Origin of the sequence: Nocardia sp. NBC_01730 (assembly GCF_035920445.1) — a bacterium.
In the GTDB taxonomy this organism is placed as follows: Bacteria; Actinomycetota; Actinomycetes; order Mycobacteriales; family Mycobacteriaceae; genus Nocardia.
In genome coordinates this window covers 3,729,016-3,748,063 of the sequence record NZ_CP109162.1, presented here as the reverse complement: position 1 = coordinate 3,748,063, position 19,048 = coordinate 3,729,016, and the positions used below count along the sequence as shown (strand labels likewise).

Sequence of the window (19,048 nt, the reverse complement as noted above, 5' to 3'; positions counted from 1 at the left end):
CTTCGCCTTCTCTGTTGGATAGAATCGGGTTGGGCAACCCGAATTCGGACGATACGGGTGGACTGACCCGATTGACCAGGGCACACAGCGAAGGGCCGTAACGAAATGACCGCATCCTCGGACGCGGGCACGGGGGCACGCGCCGATGCCCGGCGCAATCGCGCACTCGTGCTCGCCGCCGCGCAGCGTGCCTTCGCCGAGCAGGGTGTCTCGGTGTCGCTCGCCGAGGTCGCCCGGCGGGCCGGCGTCGGCGCGGGCACGGTCTACCGACACTTCCCGACGAAATCCGTTCTGCTTGAGGCGGTTATACAGCAGCGCGTCGACCGGTTGGCGAAACTGGCCGCCGATTACCTCGGCGCGCGGGACGCGGGAGCCGCCTTCTTCGCCTTCTGTCGTGCGGTGATCGCCACAACCCCGGGCAACCAGGCGTTATGCGACATTGTCCAGTCCGACGACGGCTGGCCGCGCACGCTCTTGGCCGGTGCAGGCGTGCGATTCCATCGCGCGGTGGCCGCGCTGCTGGCGGCCGCCAAGCAGCAGGGCGCGGTCCGCGCCGACATCGAGGTCGACGACGTGCTCGCCATCTTCACCGGATGTGTTGCCATCCAACAGCTTCGGAAGACCGAGGTCGGCGTGGACCGTACCGCCGCGATCGTGCTGGACGCATTGCGGGCGCAGCCGGGCGGCCCGGGCGTAACGAGACAGGTCGACGACATCCGTAACAAATCAGCGGATCGTAACGAAAGCAGCGGCGTCGACGAGCACTGCCCGGTGTGTTACGCGCTGGTGCCGCAGACCGGGATCGGCCGCCGCGCCAGATACTGCTCGGCAGCGTGCCGTCAGAAGGCGCATCGGCGGCGCGTCGCCACGGCGGGATAGTGCCCGGATGGCGCATATGTGTCAGATGCGCCATATCGGTCTCCGACCGGTCGGAGACCGATGCCGCGGCCTGCTAGCCGAGGGGAGGGGATCCGACTCGCAGCCGTCGGAGCCGCCGGTATCGGCACCGGGCTTGGCAACGCGATTGCTTCGCCTGCTCGCGGGTGCGGGTGTATGCCTGACGCACCTACGGGGCGCCCGCCTTGTCCAGAAGGCGCGGTCGACGTAGTGCTGCCGGGCTGCTCAGAGCAGGTCGCTGACGTCGTCCGGCACGTCGACGGCGTACTTGCGCAAGATCTCCACCGAGATCACTTCCAGGGCGTTCTCGTGCGTGGCGGCCAGCACGACGGGCGCGGCGACACCGTCCTCGTGCGCGTGCAGCCACCGCACCGCTACGACGCACCACCGGTCGCCCGGCTGCAAGCCCGGAAAGTTGTTCTCCGGCCGCGGCGTGCTGAGATCGTTGCCGATGGACGCCTGATGCTCCAGAAACTCTGCCGTGACGACGGTGCACACGGTATGGCTGCCGAGATCCTCCGGACCGGTGCTGCAGCAGCCGTCCCGGTAGAAGCCGGTGAGAGGATCGGTGCCGCACTCTTCCAGCGGCCCCCCAAGCACGTTTCGATCGGTCACGTCGCCGATCCTATTGTCACTTCGCGAGAAGTTCCGCAGGACAAGAAATCTCGGGGGCTGTGTCGGTGTTCGAGCGGTCGCGCCGTTGGCCGGGCGCGTCCGGCATTCGCCGAGCTCACACCCTTGCGGTCGGGACCGAAGCAGGCCCTTCCGTCCGGCACGGCGGCCATGCGGGCGATGTCCTTCTGCAAGGATGGTCCGCGTGAGTCCCGAAGCTTGGATCCTGATTGCCGCGGTCGCCGCGCTGCTGCTCGTGGTGCTTGTCGCCGGTTTCGTCCGGTACAAGCGCGGTCGCGTGTCGCTGACCCCGCCGACGCAGGAGAAGGAGGTAACCGACCGGTCCGGTGGTTACACGGCCTCCGGCGGATTCAACTTCAGCCGCGGCGGCACGGCGACCACAACCGAGCCGCCGCCGGTCGAACGCACCGACACCGAAGGGCAGCCACACGTCGGTGACGACGCCGCGATCCCGCGCGACGCGCCCAGACGCGGCATCACCGATGTGCCACTTCCGGAGGCGGACGTCGCCGAGGCGCCCACTGCCCCGGTCGACACCTCCGACAGGTCCGCGACGGCACCCGCCACGCCCGATACCGCAGCGGACGCTCCCACTGCGGGTACGGCCGCGCCGACGACGACCGACAGCGCGGACACGGCCGCGACCGAGACGGCCGCGCCGGACGAATCGACGGCGACCACGGCGGAGAGCACGACTGTCGAGTCGGGCACGGTCGCTGAGCCGGGCACGGTCGCCGAGCCGGGCACGGTCGCCGAGCCGGGCACCGACGCGGTCGAGGCCGGCACGGTTCCTGCCGATTCGGACACGAGCGCCGCGGCCGACGCCACCGTGTTGCCCGCACCGGACACCCCCGCGGGCGCCGAGACCGTCGCTCCACTCGAGGAGATCGAGCCCACCGAGGGGCGTCTGGTCCGCCTGCGCGGACGCCTGTCCCGGTCGCAGAACGCGGTCGGCAAGAGCCTGCTCGGCCTGCTCGGCGGCGGCGACCTCGACGACGACTCCTGGGAGGAGGTCGAGGACACGCTCGTGCTGGCCGACCTCGGTACCGCCAGCACCGCCGCCGTCGTCTCCCGTCTGCGCGAGGAGATGGCGGCCCGGAGCGTGCGCACCACCGACCAGGCGCGCGCGGTGCTGCGCGACGTGCTGATCGAGCAGCTGCGACCGGAGCTGGACCGGTCGGTGCGCGCGCTGCCGCACGCAGATCATCCGTCGATCCTGCTGGTCGTAGGCGTGAACGGCACCGGAAAGACGACCACAACCGGCAAACTCGCGCGCGTGCTGGTCGCCGACGGTCGCCGCGTCTTGCTCGGCGCGGCCGACACCTTCCGTGCCGCGGCCGCCGACCAGCTGCAGACCTGGGGTGAGCGGGTCGGCGCGGAGACCGTTCGCGGACGCGAAGGCGCCGATCCGGCCGCCGTCGCGTTCGACGCGGTGGCCGCGGGTATCGAGGGCGGCGTCGACGTGGTGCTCATCGATACCGCGGGCCGGCTGCACACCAAGACCGGTCTGATGGACGAGCTCGGCAAGGTCAAGCGTGTCGTGGAGAAGAAGGCCGACGTCGACGAGGTGCTGCTGGTGCTGGACGCCACCGTCGGCCAGAACGGCCTCACCCAGGCGCGGGTGTTCGCGGAGGTGGTCGACATCAGCGGCGTCGTGCTCACCAAGCTGGACGGTACGGCCAAGGGCGGCATCGTCTTCCAGGTCCAGCACGAGCTGGGTGTGCCGGTGAAGCTGGTCGGCCTCGGAGAGGGCGCCGACGACCTGGCCCCGTTCGAGCCCGGCGCGTTCGTGGACGCGCTGCTGGGCTGATCGGCGATTCCGGAACCCGGTAGAGCCCGCGGAGGCACTCCGCACGAGTCGCGCCGCGGGCTCACTTCGGCACGGCCGGTCCGGCGCTCGAACTCGATCGAGCCAACAACCGAATGTTTGCCAGGTCCTACTCGACGGAATCAGATGTTCGATTTCGCCGACACGCGTCTCACCCGGCGCGGAAACCTCCGGTGTACGCCACGAAACCTGGTAGCAACACAGCTGCGCCATCCGTTCACGTAGGCGAAACACGGCAGCTCTACGGATGAAACACCGAATGAGGACCCTTCTGTGCAGGTCCATTCGCCGGAATCGGCAGGGCCCGAGATGAGGAGGACATTAAGGTGGCATTTCCCCTTACCGGTGCACCGGACACCGGTGACACCGCATGGATGCTGGCGAGTTCGGCACTCGTGTTGTTGATGACGCCGGGCCTGGCATTCTTCTACGGCGGCATGGTTCGGTCGAAGAACGTGCTCAACATGATCATGATGAGCATCAGCGCCATGGGCCTGGTCGGCGTGTTGTGGTCGCTGTACGGATACTCGACGGCATTCGGTGACAACAAGTTCGGTGTGATCGGCGATCCCTCGCAATTCTTCGGCCTCAAAGGCTTGATCGGTGGCAACTCCGTTGCCGAGGTCAAGGACGCGGCGGGCGTCGTCACCACGGAGGCCGTGAACATTCCGCTTGCGGGCACCATTCCGGCGACCGTCTTCGTCGCGTTCCAGCTGATGTTCGCCATCATCACGGTTGCCCTCATCTCGGGCGCGGTCGCCGACCGCCTGAAGTTCAGCGCGTGGCTGCTGTTCGCGGGCATCTGGTCCACGGTCGTCTACTTCCCGGTCGCGCATTGGGTGTTCGACTTCGATGTCAAGGACGCCGACGGCAATATCGTGCACGAGGGCGGCTGGATCGCCAACAAGCTGCTCGCGGTCGACTTCGCCGGCGGTACGGCCGTGCACATCAACGCCGGTGCGGCCGGTCTGGCGCTGGTGCTGGTGCTCGGCAAGCGCAAGGGCTGGCCGACCACTCCGTTCCGTCCGCACAACCTGCCGTTCGTCATGCTCGGCGCCGGCCTGCTGTGGTTCGGCTGGTTCGGTTTCAACGCCGGTTCCGCGGTGACCTCCGGTGGCCTTGCCGGCTCGACCTTCGTCACCACCACCATCGCGACCTGTGCCGCGATGCTGGCCTGGCTGCTGGTGGAGAAGATCCGCGACGGCAAGCCCACCTCCCTCGGTGCGGCTTCGGGCGTCGTGGCCGGTCTGGTCGCCATCACCCCGTCCTGCTCCTCGGTGAACGTGGTTGGTGCCCTCGCCATCGGTGCGGTCGCGGGTGTGCTGTGCGCCCTGGCGGTCGGGCTGAAGTTCAAGTTCGGCTTCGACGACTCGCTCGACGTGGTCGGCGTGCACCTTGTCGGCGGCATCGTCGGTACTTTGATGGTCGGTCTCGTCGCGGCGCCGGAGGCGGGTGCGGCCAAGACCGGTCTGCTCTATGGCGGCGGAACCGATCAGCTGTGGCGGCAGGCGGTGGGTGCCGGTGCGGTACTTGCCTTCTCCTTCATCGCGACCCTGATCATTGCCTATATCGTGAAGTTCACCATTGGGCTGCGCGTGAGCGAAGAAGCAGAGTCGGTGGGCTTGGACGAGTCCGAGCACGCGGAAACCGCCTACGACTTCGCCGCTCTGGGTAGCACGGCACGTTCGGCCGTCAAGGAGGCATGACGAACATGAAACTGATCACCGCAATCGTCAAACCGTTTACGCTCGAGGACGTCAAGACCGGGCTCGAGCAGGCGGGTGTGTTGGGCATGACCGTCAGCGAGGTGCAGGGGTACGGACGGCAGAAGGGACACACCGAGGTTTACCGCGGTGCTGAGTACTCGGTCGATTTCGTGCCGAAGGTCCGCGTCGAGGTCGTCGTGGACGACGCGTCTGTCGACAAGGTCGTCGAGGTGATCGTGGAAGCCTCCCGCACCGGCAAGATCGGTGACGGCAAGGTCTGGGTCACCCCGGTGGAGTCGATCATCCGGGTCCGGACCGGCGAACGCGGTACCGACGCGCTGTAACCGATATCGAGTCGAGCGGCGGCCCCGCTCCCACCGGAGTTCCCGGTCGGGGCGGGGCCGCGCGCATGAAGTGGGTGGTGGGTTGTGGATAGTCAGTACGAGCGTGACGGTGAGCCGAAGGTGACCGAAGAAGTCAACGGCAAGGTATCCAACGCCGCGGCCGATCTGGTCCGCGCACGAACCCAGCTGCTCGAAGGCGGCCTGCCCCGTAATCCCCGGCTCGACGCCGAATCCTTGCGCCACGCCCTGGTCGACCTGTTCGAACTCTGGCTCACCAGCAAGGGCAGCGAACTGGGCATCGCCGCCGACAGTGGCCTCGCGGTGGTGGCGGTCGGCGGTCTCGGCCGGGGGGAGATGCTGCCGTACTCGGATCTGGATCTGGTGCTGCTGCACGACGACGTCGATCCCACCCGGGTCGCTGAGGTCGCCGACCAGCTCTGGTACCCGCTGTGGGACGCGCACATCAAGCTCGACCACAGCGTGCGGACCGTGCCGCAGGCGTTGCGGGTGGCCGCTGGCGATCTCATCGCCGCGCTCGGCATGCTGGAGGCCAGGCACATCGTCGGTGACCAGGATCTGAGCAACCTGCTGATCGGTGGAGTGCGCCGGGAATGGCGGACCGGGATCCGGACCCGGTTCGACGAGCTGATCACCCAGGCCGAGGCCAGGTGGGAGCGCAGCGGCGAAATCGCGCACCGCGCCGAGCCCGATCTGAAGAACGGACGCGGCGGCCTGCGCGACATCCAACTGCTCGACGCCCTGGCCATTGCCCAGTTGACCGATGCCATGCCCGGACTCGGACCGGACGTGCCCGGCGGCGGCCTGAAGCAGGCCCACCGGCGTCTGCTGGACGTGCGCACGGAGCTGCACCGGGTGGCGGGGCGGTCCCGCGACCAGCTGCGCGCACAGGACGCCGACGAGATCGGCGGGGCCCTGCGCGTCGGTGACCGGTTCGATCTCGCTCGCACACTGAGCGATTCCGCTCGGACCGTCAGCTATTCCGTTGACGTCGGACTGCGTACCGCGGCCAATGCGCTGCCACGCCGGGGACTGGCACGACTTCGCCGCATGCCGGTGCGGCGTCCGCTCGATGAGGGGGTGGTCGAGCACGCGGGCGAAGTCGTGCTGGCCCGGGATGCGCGTCCGCAGCGCGATCCCGGGCTCGTCCTTCGGGTGGCGGCGGCGTCGGCCCAGACCGGGCTGCCGATGTCCGCCACCACGTTGAACCGGCTCTCCGAGGACGCGCCGGAGCTCCGCGAACCTTGGCCCAAGGACGCCCTCAACGACCTGCTCGTCCTGTTGGGCGCGGGCAGGGGCACGATCGACGCGATCGAGGCGTTGGATCGAACGGGCTTGTGGGGCAGGCTGTTTCCGGAATGGGGTGCGGTGCGTGACCTGCCGCCGCGGGACGCCATGCACACCTGGACCGTCGACCGCCACCTCACGGAGACGGTCGCCTACGCCAGTGCGATGAGCACCCGGGTGGCCCGCCCCGATCTGCTCGCCCTCGGCGCACTGCTGCACGACATCGGCAAGGGCCGCGTCGGCGACCACAGCGTCGTCGGCGCAGAGCTGGCCACCCACATCGGTCGGCGTCTCGGCCTGTGGCCGTCGGACGTGCGCACGCTCAGCGCCGTGGTACGCCACCACCTGCTGCTGCCGGACACCGCGACCCGGCGTGATCTCTCCGATCCCGATACGGTGCAGTACGTAGTGGACACGCTCGCGGGTGACGCACAGCTGCTGGACCTGCTGCATACGTTGGCCGAAGCGGATTCGCTTGCCACCGGTCCCGGGGTGTGGGGGGACTGGAAGGCCTCGCTGATCGGCGAGTTGGTCCGCCGCTGCCGATTGGTCATGGCCGGTGATCAGTTGCCGACGCCGGAGCCGATCGCGCCGGAGCTGATCGCCAAGGCCACGGCGGGCGGCGTGCACGTCGACCTGAAGCCCGGCGAGAGCAAATACACCTACACCGCCACCGTCATCGCGCCCGACAGCGCTGGTCTGCTCTCCGATGCCGCGGGCGTGCTCGCGCTGCATTCGCTGCGGGTGCTGTCCGCCGCGCTCGGCGTCGAAGGTGATTCGGCGATCGACACCTTCGTCGTGTCGCCCAAGTTCGGCGACCCGCCCGACGCCGGGCTCCTACGCCAGGAGCTGATCCGTGCGATGGCGGGGGATCTCGATGTTTCCGCGGCGTTGGCCAAACGCGAGCGCGAGGCGAGCGGTATCGGCCCGAGCCGGTACGCGCGGGCCCAGCCGCGGGTGATCTGGTTCGGTACCTCGGTGCCAGGTCGGGTGATCCTGGAGCTGCGCGCCGAGGACCGCGTCGGTTTGCTCAGCCGCCTGGCCGCCGCGCTGGCGGGCTGCGGCGCCGATGTCCGGTGGGCCAAGGTGGTCACGATGGGGTCGGCGGTGGTCGACAGTTTCTGCCTCGAGATGGGCGCCGACGACGGCCCGCTGCGCCGGGAAATGATCGAGAAAGCCATTCTTGCGGTGGTTCCCAGAACTGCGCCAAAGAAGCCGGAAGGTGGGGTGTCTGGCCCGTAAATTGGATCTTGAGCTGCTATTTTGCTCAGTGACCGATCTGTTGCAGAAGATTTGCTGGAACTGAACTCCGGTGCGGCTGCTGAGCCCTACGATCAGAGCGTCTGGCTATCGCTAGCACGAGGGGAGCAGGTCGGTGGCAATTGAAGTCGTTTCGGCGTCGATGATGACCAGTGACGAGACCACGCATATCGCGCGGTGCGTCGGCGGTGACCGCTGGGTGGTGTCCTGGCTGCCGGGTCGCACCTTGACCGGACAGCAGGCCGTGAGTGCGATGACCATCGCATCGACGGTCGCCTCCTCCGCGATCCCCACCACCACAGAGTGGGCCGTCCTCGACGACTTGTCCCTCGAACTGGGCCTGACCGCCCGCGAAGCGGTCTTCATGGTGGCCAAGGAAAACCACGACTACCGCAAGACCGCCAAACCGCGCCGCCGCGTGCTCGACCCCTAGAACGGTTACGCTGGCGACCGACATCCGCGGCCGAGTCTCGCCGACCGTCGAGTTCGAGAAGCCGTGCGGTGAGCGGTCCTCGCGTGACCCGACCGTTCGCGCTGCCGGGATCGCGTAAGGAGAACGAACGGTGACCGAGCACGACCACCACCACTGGATGACCAGAGCCATTGGTCTCGCCCGCCGGTGCCCGGTGGTCGAGGGCGCGTTCTCGGTGGGCGCGGTGATCGTCGCTGACGGCCGGGAGATCTCGACCGGCTACTCGCGCGAGACCGACCCGAAGGTGCACGCTGAGGAATCCGCGCTCGACAAGCTGGGCGCGAACGATCCCCGGCTGGCGCGGGCCACGATCTACAGCACCCTGGAACCGTGCTCGGAACGCGCGACGAAGACCCGCACGCCCTGCACCGACCGCATCCTGCGGGCGGGCATTCCGGTCGTCGTGATCGCATGGCGTGAACCACCCACATTCGTCGCGGACTGCGTCGGTGTGCGGAAGCTGCGGCAGAAGGGCGTCACCGTGATCGAACTCCCGGAGCTGGCCGACGCGGCAATGTCGATGAACCGCCACCTCGACCTCTCCTGAGGGTCATCTCCTGGCTGTTGCGCTCCCTTCCCACCAAGAAGGGCGCACCGCCTGCGCGATCATGTGGGTGATCCCATTACCCTGGGAGAGAATGTGACGTCCCCCGAGATCAGGAGCGCGATCGGTGTTCGAATCCCTGTCCGACCGGCTTACCGGTGCCCTCAAGGATCTGCGTGGTAAGGGGCGTCTGTCACCGGCCGACATCGACGTCACCTGTCGGGAGATCCGTCTCGCCCTGCTCGAGGCCGACGTCGCGCTGCCTGTGGTGCGCGGTTTCATCGGGCGGATCAAGGAGCGCGCCAAGGGCGCGGAGGTTTCCGGGGCGCTGAATCCGGCCCAGCAAGTCGTGAAGATCGTCAATGAGGAACTCGTCGGCATCCTCGGCGGCGAGACCAGGCGACTGAACCTGGCCAAGAACCCGCCGACGGTGATCATGCTCGCCGGTCTGCAGGGTTCCGGTAAGACGACGCTCGCGGGCAAGCTGGCGAAATGGCTGAAGGGGCAGGGGCATCAGCCGCTGCTGGTCGCCTGTGACCTGCAGCGTCCTGGCGCCGTCACTCAGCTGCAGGTGGTGGGCGAGCGCGCGGGCGTGCCCGTCTACGCGCCGCACCCCGGCACTTCCGTCGGTGGTGGCGAGAACCCGCTCGGCATCACGGCCGCCGACCCGGTGGGTGTGGCGCGCGGCGGTATCGCGGAAGCCGAGCAGAAGCAGCACGACGTCGTCATCGTCGACACGGCGGGCCGTCTCGGTATCGACGCCGAGCTCATGCGGCAGGCCGTTGGCATCCGGGACGCAGTGCGGCCGGACGAGACCCTGTTCGTACTCGACGCCATGATCGGTCAGGACGCGGTCAGCACCGCCGAGTCGTTCCGCGACGGCGTCGGCTTCACCGGTGTCGTGCTCACCAAGCTCGACGGCGACGCCCGCGGTGGCGCCGCGCTGAGCGTCCGTGAGGTCACCGGCGTCCCGATCCTGTTCGCCTCCACCGGTGAGAAGCTCGAGGACTTCGACGTCTTCCACCCGGACCGTATGGCCAGCCGCATCCTTGGTATGGGCGACGTGCTCACCCTGATCGAGCAGGCTGAGCAGGTCTACGACGCGCAGCAGGCCGAGGAGGCCGCGCGCAAGATCGGCAGCGGCGAGCTCACCCTCGAGGACTTCCTCGATCAGATGCTGGCCATCCGCAAGATGGGCCCGATCGGCAACCTCCTGGGCATGCTGCCCGGCGCGGGCCAGATGAAGGACATGCTCGCCCAGGTCGACGACAAGCAGCTCGACCGCGTGCAGGCGATCATCCGCGGCATGACCCCGGCCGAACGTGACAACCCCAAGATCATCAACGCCTCTCGTCGGCTGCGCATCGCCAATGGCTCTGGTGTCCAGGTCTCCGAGGTCAACCAGCTCGTCGACCGTTTCTTCGAGGCCAAGAAGATGATGGCCATGATGGGCCGCCAGATGGGGCTGCCCGGCTCCCGTCGCGGCAACACCAAGAAGGGCAAGAAGGGGAAGAAGGGCGGCCGTGGCCCGACGCCGCCGAAGGTGCGCGGCGGGTTCCCCGGAATGGGCGGCATGCCCGGCATGCCCGGACTGCCCGCCGGTATGCCCGACATCTCCAACATGCCCGCCGGTCTCGACCAGCTGCCGCCCGGCCTGGAGGGCATCGACCTCTCTCAATTCAAGTTCCCGAAAAAGTAGACCGTATCGGCGGCGCCGATACGGGCACGGTTTCTCCGCGGATAGGTGTCACGGTGCATGAACAGTAGGTTGGTGGCAGCCGAGGACGTCCGGGAGGTTGCTGTGCATCTGCGAGGTGTGGTTCTGCCTGGCGATGAGGTGCGGGATCTGTGGGTGCGCGATGGGCTGGTGTCTTTCGAACCTGTGCCTGGCGCCGAAACACTCTGTGACGCAGGGTGGATAGTGCCTGGCCTGGTCGACGCGCACTGCCACGTCGGTATCCGATACGGCGGGGGCGACGAGGACCGCGAGGGGGCCATCGCGCAGGCTGAGACCGAACGTGCGGCCGGTGCGCTGCTGCTGCGCGACGCGGGCTCGCCGATCGACACCCGATTCATCGACGACCACGACGAGCTGCCGCGGATCATCCGATCGGGCCGCCACATCTCCCGTCCCAAACGCTACATCCGCGAGCTGGGCATCGAACTCGACGACGAGCGCGATCTGCCTGAGATCGTCGCCGAGCAGGCCCGCTTCGGCGACGGCTGGGTGAAGATCGTCGGCGACTGGATCGACCGATCCGTCGGCGACCTGCGTCCGCTGTGGAGCGACGCGATCCTGAAGGAGGCGATCGCCGCCGCGCACGCCAACGGTGCCCGCGTCACCGCGCATGTCTTCGGAGAGGACGCGCTGCCCGGTTTGATCGACGCAGGTATCGACTGTCTGGAACACGGCACCGGCCTCGCCGACGAGACCATCGAGATGATGGTCGAACACGGCACCGCCTTGGTGCCCACGCTGGTCAACATCGATACCTTTCCCGAAATCGCCGACAGTGCGGGCAAATTCCCCGTCTACGCCGCCCATATGCGCGACCTGCATCGCAGGGTGCGCGGCACTGTCGCCGCCGCGCACGACGCGGGCGTGCCGATCTTCGCGGGCACCGACGCGGGCGGCTCCATCCGCCACGGGCGCATCGCCGACGAGATCGCCGCGCTCGGCGCCGCGGGTCTGTCCCGGCGCGATGCGCTCGGCGCGGCCTCCTGGAATGCCCGCGCCTGGCTCGGCAGGCCGAGCATCGAGCACGGCGCGCCCGCTGATTTCGTCGTTTATCGGGAGGACCCGTGCGCTCACCCGGAGGCGCTCACCGCCCCGTACGCCGTCGTTCTGCGCGGGCGGGTGTTCGGCAAGCGCGGTCCCGTCACCGGCCACCGCTGAAACCTCGGTCAGCGCAGCTCACTGTCATGTTTTCGAACGGCGCCTATGGCCGGTTGTCGTGACCATTCGCCTCGGTTATCAGATGCCCAATGGACACGAGCCTGACGCGGTCGAACTCGCCGGGCGAACCCCCGCGCCGCTGGTGAGCTGACCATCGGGGCAGTCCGCGCGCGTCGGCGCCGCTTGCTGTCGCTGCGTGGGCCGGTGCGCCGCCCTTCGGGGCGGTGGGGCGCGATTTCTGGTGGGACCGGCACGTCTGGCACAATGGACCACCGTCCTTCCGGACAAGTGTCAGCCCGTCTCCGGTTACGTACCGCGCGGCGGTCACACACTCCAAGCGCAAAACCGGGCTCGCAGACCGTGCGGGTCGCTGAATCGCGCCGTGACCAACCAACGAAAGGCAGATCAGCAGTGGCTGTTCGCATCAAACTCACCCGCATGGGCAAGATCCGCAACCCGCAGTACCGTGTCGTCGTCGCGGACGCCCGCACCCGCCGGGACGGCCGGGCCATCGAGTCCATCGGCATGTACCACCCGAAGGAAGAGCCGTCGCTCATCGAGATCAATTCCGAGCGCGCTCAGTACTGGCTGGGTGTCGGCGCGCAGCCGACCGAGCCGGTCCTCCAGCTGCTGAAGATCACCGGTGACTGGCAGAAGTTCAAGGGCATCGACGGCGCCGAGGGCACCCTGAAGGTCAAGCCGGCCAAGCCGTCCAAGCTGGACCTGTTCAACGCCGCGCTGGCCGCTGCCGATAGCGAGCCGGTCGCCGAGGCCGTCACCCCGAAGAAGAAGGCCGCCAAGAAGGACGAGGCCGCCGAGACCGAGGCCTCGGAGTAATGAGTGCGCCTTACCCGTCGACACGGTACCCGTCTCGAGCCGTCGGTAGATCGGCCCCGACGATGGGGGAGTTGCGTCTCGAGGTGATGGAGCAGTGAGTGCGCCTTACCCGTCGACACGGTACCCGTCTCGAGCCGTCGGTAGATCGGCCCCGACGATGGGGGAGTTGCGTCTCGAGGTGATGGAGCAGTGAGTGCCGTCGTCGCCGATGCCGTCGAACACCTGGTTCGCGGGATCGTCGCCAATCCCGATGACGTCCGTGTCGAGCTGATCACCGGTCGCCGAGGGCGCACCGTCGAGGTGCATGTGCACCCCGAAGACCTGGGTAAGGTGATCGGCCGCGGTGGACGCACCGCGACCGCGCTGCGCACCCTCGTCGCAGGTATCGGCGGCCGGGGCATCCGGGTCGACGTGGTCGACACCGACCAGTAGTGGAACTCGTCGTAGGGCGGGTCGCCAAGTCGCACGGCGTGCGCGGCGAACTTGTCGTCGAGGTACGGACCGACGAGCCCGAGGCGCGTTTCGCGCCCGGTTCCACGCTGCGTGGTCGGCTGGCCCGATCCGGGGAGGTCCGTGATTTCACCGTGGAGTCGGCCCGAGAGCACTCGGGCCGACTTCTCGTATTCCTCACCGGCGTGGCCGACCGCACTGCGGCCGACGCGCTGCGCGGCATGCTGTTCCTGGTCGACAGCGCGGATCTTCCGCCGTCCGGCGATCCGGACGAGTTCTACGATTACGAGCTGGAAGGGCTGGAAGTTCAGCTCACCGACGGCACCGTGGTCGGCTCGGTGCGCGAGGTGCTGCACTCCGCGGCGGGTGAACTGCTGTCGGTGCGCGCCGCCGACGACGGCCGGGAGATCCTGATCCCGTTCGTCACGGCCATCGTGCCTGCGGTGTCGCTCGCGGACCGCCTCGTCGTCATCGATCCGCCCGAGGGTCTGCTCGACCCGGAATGAGGCGGTGTGCGACCCGATCGCCCAGCGCTCAACGGGCCAACGGTCGACTCCCGCGGTGACAGGAGGCAGGCATGAAACTCGATGTCGTCACGATCTTCCCGGAGTACCTGGACCCTTTGCGCACGGCGCTGCTGGGTAAGGCCATCGACAAGGGGCTGATCTCCCTCGCGGTGCACGACCTGCGCCGCTGGACCCATGACGTGCACAAATCGGTCGACGACTCCCCGTACGGCGGCGGGCCCGGCATGGTCATGAAGCCGACCGTGTGGGGCGCGGCTCTCGACGAGGTCTGCCCGGACGACGCGCTGCTGGTTGTCCCTACGCCCGCGGGCGTGCCGTTCACCCAGGACACGGCGCGGCGCTGGTCCGCTGAATCACACCTGGTCTTCGCTTGCGGCCGCTACGAAGGGATCGACCAGCGCGTCTTCGACGACGCGGCCCGCCGGGTCCGGGTGGAAGAGGTCAGCATCGGCGACTACGTGCTGATCGGCGGCGAGGCGGCGGTGCTCGTGATGACCGAGGCCGTGGTCCGGCTGTTGCCCGGCGTGCTCGGTAATCAGCAGTCCCACCAAGAGGATTCGTTCTCCGACGGCCTGCTCGAAGGCCCGAGCTACACCCGTCCGGTCTCGTGGCGCGGCCTGGAGGTTCCGCCGGTCCTGCTCTCCGGCGACCACGCGAAGGTGGCCGCATGGCGTCGTGAGCAATCCCTCGCCCGTACCCACGAACGCCGCCCCGACCTGCTCCCGGACCAGGACGCGACGTCCGAGCGGTAGACCGTCGGCGCGACCGCTTCACACCGGTCTTCGGCGGCTGAACCACCGACTCGCCCGACCTGCCGCGCGCCGCTCGCATGCGCGACATCCGCCACGAGCGCGGCTCTGTCCACCCCGCTGACTATCCGTCGGTCAAGGCAGGAGTCCGTGGCGACGGGCCGCCACGACCGCTTCATGGCGGGAGTGCGCCTCCAGCTTGACCATCGCGTTGCGCAAGTAGCTCTTGACAGTCTCCGGCCCGAGCGAGAGACGTTGTGCCGCTTCCTGGTTCGTGCAGCCGAGCGCGACCTGGGACAGCACGTCGAGTTCGCGGCGGCACAGTTTCGGGCTGTCCGGGGTCGGTTCGCCGACCAGGACGCGGGTGAGTCGTTCGCAGACCGCGTGCAGGCGCCCGCGCAATCGGTCGTCCTCGGCGGAGCGCGCCATGCCACGGAGTTCGGCGTGGATGTCGCGGAGTTCCTCGGTGACCGCGGGTGCCGTCCCGGCCGACGGGGTGGTCAGCTCCAGCAGCCGCAAGCGTCGATCGACCTCGTCGCGCAGGGCGATCTCGGTGGCCAGGCGCCGACCGGCCCGGACGACGAGGTCCGCGGTGCGGTCGCCCAACGGACTGCCACCCCTGGTCGCGGCGTAGAGCACCACACGGGATCGACTGTCCACGACCACCGGGACGGCGAGTACGGAGCGGATGCCCTCGCCGGCGACCGGGCCGTCGTAGTGGTGGGTGATCGAGGAGGCGTTGCGGTAATCCGCGACTGAGGCGGGACGCCCCGAATCCATCACGCGCCCGCCCAGTCCCGACGTGCGCAACACGGACAATCCGCGCAGCCCGTTGGTCATCGTGCCGACGAATTCCGACAGCAGCAGCGTGTCGCCGTCCACTTCGCCGCCGAACACCACCGGCACTTCGGCCTGGCTCGCCACCCAGCGGATCTCGGCGCGCAGGGCGTCGCCGTCGCGGGGACGCAGCAGTGCGGTGTGGGTCATGGGACTCCACCCCTTTTCGGGGGTAGTGGCGAACTCGATGTGACCCACATCCTATTGCACACCCGGGTTGTGCTGGATCACGGAAAGAGGAGAAGCGAGATGGGCACCGATCTGAATCCGCGGGTGCGCGAGCTGCTGGATTGTTACGACCGGAGCGACGCGGCGGCGGCGGATCTGCTGTGCGATCGGCACCCGGCGAACCGGGTCGCCTTCACTGTCATCGAGGCCGACCTGTCCTCGACCGACCTCACCTACGGCGAGCTGCGCGAACGCTCGGCCCGGTTCGCCGCCGCACTCGGCGAGCTCGGCGTGCGGCAGGGCGACCGGGTCGCCACGCTGATGGCGAAGTCGGCGGACCTGGTGGTCGCGCTGCTCGGCATCTGGCGCCGCGGCGCGGTGCACGTTCCGCTGTTCACCGCGTTCGCGCCCCCCGCCATCGCCTTGCGGCTTTCAGCTGCCGGCGCCTCGATCGTCATCGCCGACGCCGACCAGGCGCCGAAGCTGGCCCCCGGCCCGGATCTGCCCGCCGACCCGCCGTGGCGGCTGATCGTGACCGGTGCGGACGCCCCTGCGGGCGCACTGCGCATGACCGACCTGCTCGACGCCTCTTCGGCCACCCACCCGGACGCCACCCCGGTCGCGATCGGCGGCGACGGACTGCTCGTCCAGCTCTTCACCAGTGGCACCACCGGCACGCCCAAGGGCGTCCCGATTCCGCTGCGCGCGCTCGCGTCCTTCCACGCGTACCAGGAGTTCGCGCTCGATGTCCGGGCCGACGACGTGTTCTGGAATGCCGCAGACCCGGGCTGGGCCTACGGCCTCTACTACGCGATCCTCGGCCCGCTTGCCACCGGTATCCGCAGCATCCTGCTGCACGCGGGCTTCTCCGCCGCGCTGACCTGGCAGGTACTGGAGAGGTTCGGAGTCACCAATTTCGCTGCCGCCCCGACGGTGTACCGCACGCTGCGCGCCGAGTGCACCACGCCGGCGGTGCACTCGAAGCTGCGCCGCGCGTCGTCGGCGGGCGAGCCGCTCACGCCCGAGGTCGTCGCCTGGTCGGTGGAGAACCTGGGCGTCGCGGTGCGCGACCACTACGGCCAGACCGAGCACGGCATGGTCATCTGCAACGCCTGGCACGAAGCCCTCGACACCGGCGCGCCCGCCGGCTCGATGGGCCGCTCGCTGCCGGGCTGGTCCTGCGCGGTGCTCGCCGACGACGCCGACATCATCGCCCCCACCGGTGAGCTGGGCCGGGTCGCGATCGACACGCAGCACAGCCCGCTGCTGTGGTTCCTCGGCTACCTCGACGCCCCGGAACGCACCGCACAGCGCTACACCGCCGACGGCCGCTGGTACCTGACCGGTGATGCGGGTTCACAGGACACGGACGGGTTCTTCCGATTCTCCGCCCGCGACGACGACGTGATCATCATGGCGGGTTATCGCATCGGCCCGTTCGAGGTGGAGAGCGTGCTCGTGCTGCACGAGCAGGTGGCCGAGGCGGCCGTGGTCGGCATGCCGGACGAGCTGCGCGGTGAGGTGCTGGAGGCGTTCGTGGTGCTGCGCGACGGAGCCGCGGGCGGCGCCGAGCTGGAAGCCGAGCTGCAAAGCCTGGTGAAGAAGAAATTCGCCGCGCACGCCTACCCGCGCAAGGTCCACTTCGTGCCGAGCCTGCCGAAGACGCCCAGCGGCAAGGTGCAGAGGTTCGTACTGCGGCAGGGGGGAGTCAAGTGATGTCGCTGCCGAGCTACACCTCTGGCATCTCGGACACCCCGCTGCTCGGTGACACCATCGGGGGCAATCTCGATCGCACGGTCGCGGCGTTCCCGGAGCGAGAAGCGCTGGTGGACAGTCCGTCCGGGCGCCGATGGACCTACCGCGAACTCGGCGCCGCGATCGATGCCCTGGCCTGCGGCCTGGCCGCCCAGTGTATCGGCAAGGGGGATCGGGTCGGCATCTGGGCGCCGAACTGCGCGGAATGGTTTCTCGTGCAGTACGCGACGGCGAAGGTCGGCGCGATCCTGGTCAACATCAACCCGGCCTACCGCACCAGCGAATTGGAGTACGTGCTGCGCCAGGCAGGCGTGCGGATGCTCGTCGCGGCCGCGGAGTTCAAGTCCTCGAACTACGTCGCGATGATCGAGCAGGTCCGGCCGAACTGCCCGGCCCTCGAACAGGTGCTCGTGCTCGGTACCCCAGGATGGGAAGCGCTGACCCGCACCGAGATCGCCGCCGACCGGCTGGCCGCGCTCGGGGCGCAGCTGTCCGCCGACGACCCGATCAACATCCAGTACACCTCCGGCACGACGGGTTTCCCCAAGGGCGCCACGCTCAGCCACCACAACATCTTGAACAACGGTTATTTCGTCGGCGAGCTGTGCGGCTACACCGAGCAGGACCGGATCTGTGTCCCGGTGCCCTTCTACCACTGCTTCGGCATGGTGATGGGCAATCTCGCGAGCACGAGTCACGGTGCGGCGATCGTGATTCCGGCGTCCTCGTTCGACCCGAAGGCGACACTCGCCGCGGTCGAGGCCGAGCGCTGCACCTCGCTCTACGGCGTGCCGACGATGTTCATCGACCTGCTCACCGAACTGGATTCGGCCACCCCGGACCTGTCCACCCTGCGCACCGGCATCATGGCAGGCTCGCCATGCCCGGTCGAGGTGATGAAGCGGGTGATCGATCGGATGGGCATGCGCGAGGTGTGTATCTGCTACGGCATGACGGAGACGTCGCCGGTCAGTACGCAAACCCGCCGCGACGACGGCATCGACCGGCGCACCGCAACCGTCGGCCGGGTCGGGCCGCATTTGGAGGTCAAGATCGTCGATCCCGCAACGGGTCTCACGGTGCCACGCGGGGAGCCGGGCGAGTTGTGCACTCGCGGTTACTCGGTGATGCTCGGTTACTGGGGTGACCCGGAGAGGACCGCCGAGGCCATCGATGCCGCCCGCTGGATGCACACCGGCGACATCGGTGTGCTGGACGACGACGGCTACCTGGCTATCACCGGCCGGATCAAGGACATGGTCATCCGAGGCGGTGAGAACGTCTACCCGCGCGAGATCGAGGAGTTCCTCTACACCCATCCCGACATCTTGGATGCCCAGGTGATCGGCGTGCCGGATCCGAAATACGGTGAGGAGTTGATGGCCTGGGTCCGGATGCGCGCGGGCGCGGCGCCGTTGGATGCGGCGGCGGTGCGTGCGTTCTGCTCCGGCAAGCTGGCGCACTTCAAGATCCCGCGGTATGTGCATGTGGTCGAGGAGTTCCCGATGACGGTCACCGGCAAGATCCGTAAGGCTGAGATGCGGGAAATTGCCCAGGCGATCCTCGCGTCGGCGCAGAAGCACACGTCGGATTCGGCAAGCAACAACTGATTTCCGGAGCACATGGGTAACTCATCGGGTACGCCCGGAAGTCAGCCGGTTCCGCTATCGCGGGCCCGCAGCGGAATGTTTGCTGTACCCACTACTGGCAAGAGACGCGGAGGGGTGGGGGAGCGGTAGTGTCTCGGGCGTGACGACAGCGCCCGAGACCTCCAGTGCAGTGTCGAACCCCGCCCTGCTCCCTCCCTCGTCCGACCCCGCCTCGCCTCCTCCCGCGACGC

Annotated in this window: 17 protein-coding genes; 15 read left to right on the top strand and 2 right to left on the bottom strand. The window is 68.4% G+C overall.

Features of this window, described 5'->3' with window-relative positions; all coding sequences use genetic code 11:
• The first annotated feature begins 105 nt into the window (after positions 1–105).
• Positions 106–879 (top strand): TetR/AcrR family transcriptional regulator, encoded by a 774-nt coding sequence (locus OHB12_RS14985; RefSeq protein WP_327119966.1) that lies wholly within the window; start codon positions 106–108, stop codon positions 877–879.
• 243 nt (positions 880–1,122) lie between these two features.
• On the opposite strand, the gene OHB12_RS14980 is transcribed toward OHB12_RS14985, so the two are convergent.
• Positions 1,123–1,512 carry a DUF2237 family protein gene (locus OHB12_RS14980; protein ID WP_327119964.1) on the bottom strand — a complete coding sequence of 130 codons (390 nt, stop codon included), beginning with the start codon at positions 1,510–1,512 and terminating at the stop codon, positions 1,123–1,125.
• Positions 1,513–1,705: 193 nt separating this feature from the next.
• On the opposite strand from OHB12_RS14980, the gene ftsY reads away from it, so the two are divergent.
• The 12 genes from ftsY (at position 1,706) to trmD (ending at position 14,451) form a co-directional block, all read left to right on the top strand.
• Positions 1,706–3,340, top strand: coding sequence for a signal recognition particle-docking protein FtsY (gene ftsY, locus OHB12_RS14975; protein ID WP_442800044.1), 1,635 nt, complete (start codon positions 1,706–1,708; stop codon positions 3,338–3,340).
• A gap of 344 nt (positions 3,341–3,684) precedes the next feature.
• On the top strand, positions 3,685–5,064 hold the full coding sequence (locus OHB12_RS14970; RefSeq protein WP_327119960.1) for an ammonium transporter: 1,380 nt from the start codon (positions 3,685–3,687) through the stop codon (positions 5,062–5,064).
• Between the two features lie 5 nt (positions 5,065–5,069).
• Positions 5,070–5,408, top strand: coding sequence for a P-II family nitrogen regulator (locus OHB12_RS14965; RefSeq protein WP_040780799.1), 339 nt, complete (start codon positions 5,070–5,072; stop codon positions 5,406–5,408).
• A gap of 120 nt (positions 5,409–5,528) precedes the next feature.
• Entirely contained in the window at positions 5,529–7,955 is a 2,427-nt protein-coding gene (locus tag OHB12_RS14960) for a [protein-PII] uridylyltransferase (RefSeq protein ID WP_327121133.1), read from the top strand.
• Positions 7,956–8,088: 133 nt separating this feature from the next.
• Positions 8,089–8,406, top strand: coding sequence for a hypothetical protein (locus tag OHB12_RS14955; protein WP_327119958.1), 318 nt, complete (start codon positions 8,089–8,091; stop codon positions 8,404–8,406).
• Positions 8,407–8,536: 130 nt separating this feature from the next.
• Complete coding sequence (locus tag OHB12_RS14950) at positions 8,537–8,992, top strand: deaminase (RefSeq protein ID WP_327119956.1); 456 nt, start codon at positions 8,537–8,539, stop codon at positions 8,990–8,992.
• Between the two features lie 124 nt (positions 8,993–9,116).
• Positions 9,117–10,688 (top strand): signal recognition particle protein, encoded by a 1,572-nt coding sequence (ffh, locus tag OHB12_RS14945; protein ID WP_327119954.1) that lies wholly within the window; start codon positions 9,117–9,119, stop codon positions 10,686–10,688.
• 57 nt (positions 10,689–10,745) lie between these two features.
• A complete protein-coding gene (locus OHB12_RS14940; RefSeq protein WP_327119952.1) occupies positions 10,746–11,885 on the top strand; it encodes an amidohydrolase family protein in 1,140 nt (379 codons plus the stop codon).
• A 411-nt stretch (positions 11,886–12,296) separates the two neighbouring features.
• Complete coding sequence (rpsP, locus tag OHB12_RS14935; RefSeq protein ID WP_327119950.1) at positions 12,297–12,722, top strand: 30S ribosomal protein S16; 426 nt, start codon at positions 12,297–12,299, stop codon at positions 12,720–12,722.
• Positions 12,723–12,911: 189 nt separating this feature from the next.
• Positions 12,912–13,154 carry an RNA-binding protein gene (locus OHB12_RS14930; RefSeq protein WP_067782143.1) on the top strand — a complete coding sequence of 81 codons (243 nt, stop codon included), beginning with the start codon at positions 12,912–12,914 and terminating at the stop codon, positions 13,152–13,154.
• Positions 13,154–13,678: a ribosome maturation factor RimM gene (gene rimM, locus OHB12_RS14925; RefSeq protein ID WP_327119947.1), complete on the top strand. Its 525-nt coding sequence runs from the start codon at positions 13,154–13,156 to the stop codon at positions 13,676–13,678. Before OHB12_RS14930 ends, rimM begins: the two co-directional genes overlap by 1 nt.
• A 71-nt stretch (positions 13,679–13,749) precedes the next feature.
• The gene (gene trmD / locus OHB12_RS14920) at positions 13,750–14,451 is read left to right on the top strand and encodes a tRNA (guanosine(37)-N1)-methyltransferase TrmD (RefSeq protein ID WP_327119945.1); all 702 of its coding nucleotides are present in this window, start codon (positions 13,750–13,752) and stop codon (positions 14,449–14,451) included.
• 132 nt (positions 14,452–14,583) lie between these two features.
• Here the strand turns inward: trmD and OHB12_RS14915 are convergent, their stop codons facing one another.
• Positions 14,584–15,435 carry a helix-turn-helix transcriptional regulator gene (locus tag OHB12_RS14915; RefSeq protein ID WP_327119944.1) on the bottom strand — a complete coding sequence of 284 codons (852 nt, stop codon included), beginning with the start codon at positions 15,433–15,435 and terminating at the stop codon, positions 14,584–14,586.
• A gap of 99 nt (positions 15,436–15,534) precedes the next feature.
• Here OHB12_RS14915 and OHB12_RS14910 point away from each other — a divergent pair, with 99 nt between their 5' ends.
• Together OHB12_RS14910 and OHB12_RS14905 are read left to right on the top strand one after the other, a co-directional pair.
• Entirely contained in the window at positions 15,535–17,169 is a 1,635-nt protein-coding gene (locus OHB12_RS14910; RefSeq protein ID WP_327119943.1) for an AMP-binding protein, read from the top strand.
• Positions 17,169–18,818, top strand: coding sequence for an AMP-binding protein (locus tag OHB12_RS14905; RefSeq protein WP_327119942.1), 1,650 nt, complete (start codon positions 17,169–17,171; stop codon positions 18,816–18,818). Before OHB12_RS14910 ends, OHB12_RS14905 begins: the two co-directional genes overlap by 1 nt.
• Positions 18,819–19,048: the final 230 nt, after the last annotated feature.

Bases quoted from the DNA above. Each gene is read 5' to 3' on its own strand.
- OHB12_RS14965 (WP_040780799.1), top strand. From the start codon at position 5,070: ATGAAACTGATCACCGCAATCGTCAAACCGTTTACGCTCGAGGACGTC.
- trmD (WP_327119945.1), top strand. From the start codon at position 13,750: ATGAAACTCGATGTCGTCACGATCTTCCCGGAGTACCTGGACCCTTTG.
- ftsY (WP_442800044.1), top strand. From the start codon at position 1,706: ATGGTCCGCGTGAGTCCCGAAGCTTGGATCCTGATTGCCGCGGTCGCC.
- OHB12_RS14940 (WP_327119952.1), top strand. From the start codon at position 10,746: ATGAACAGTAGGTTGGTGGCAGCCGAGGACGTCCGGGAGGTTGCTGTG.
- OHB12_RS14985 (WP_327119966.1), top strand. From the start codon at position 106: ATGACCGCATCCTCGGACGCGGGCACGGGGGCACGCGCCGATGCCCGG.
- OHB12_RS14910 (WP_327119943.1), top strand. From the start codon at position 15,535: ATGGGCACCGATCTGAATCCGCGGGTGCGCGAGCTGCTGGATTGTTAC.
- OHB12_RS14905 (WP_327119942.1), top strand. From the start codon at position 17,169: ATGTCGCTGCCGAGCTACACCTCTGGCATCTCGGACACCCCGCTGCTC.
- OHB12_RS14915 (WP_327119944.1), bottom strand. From the start codon at position 15,435: ATGACCCACACCGCACTGCTGCGTCCCCGCGACGGCGACGCCCTGCGC.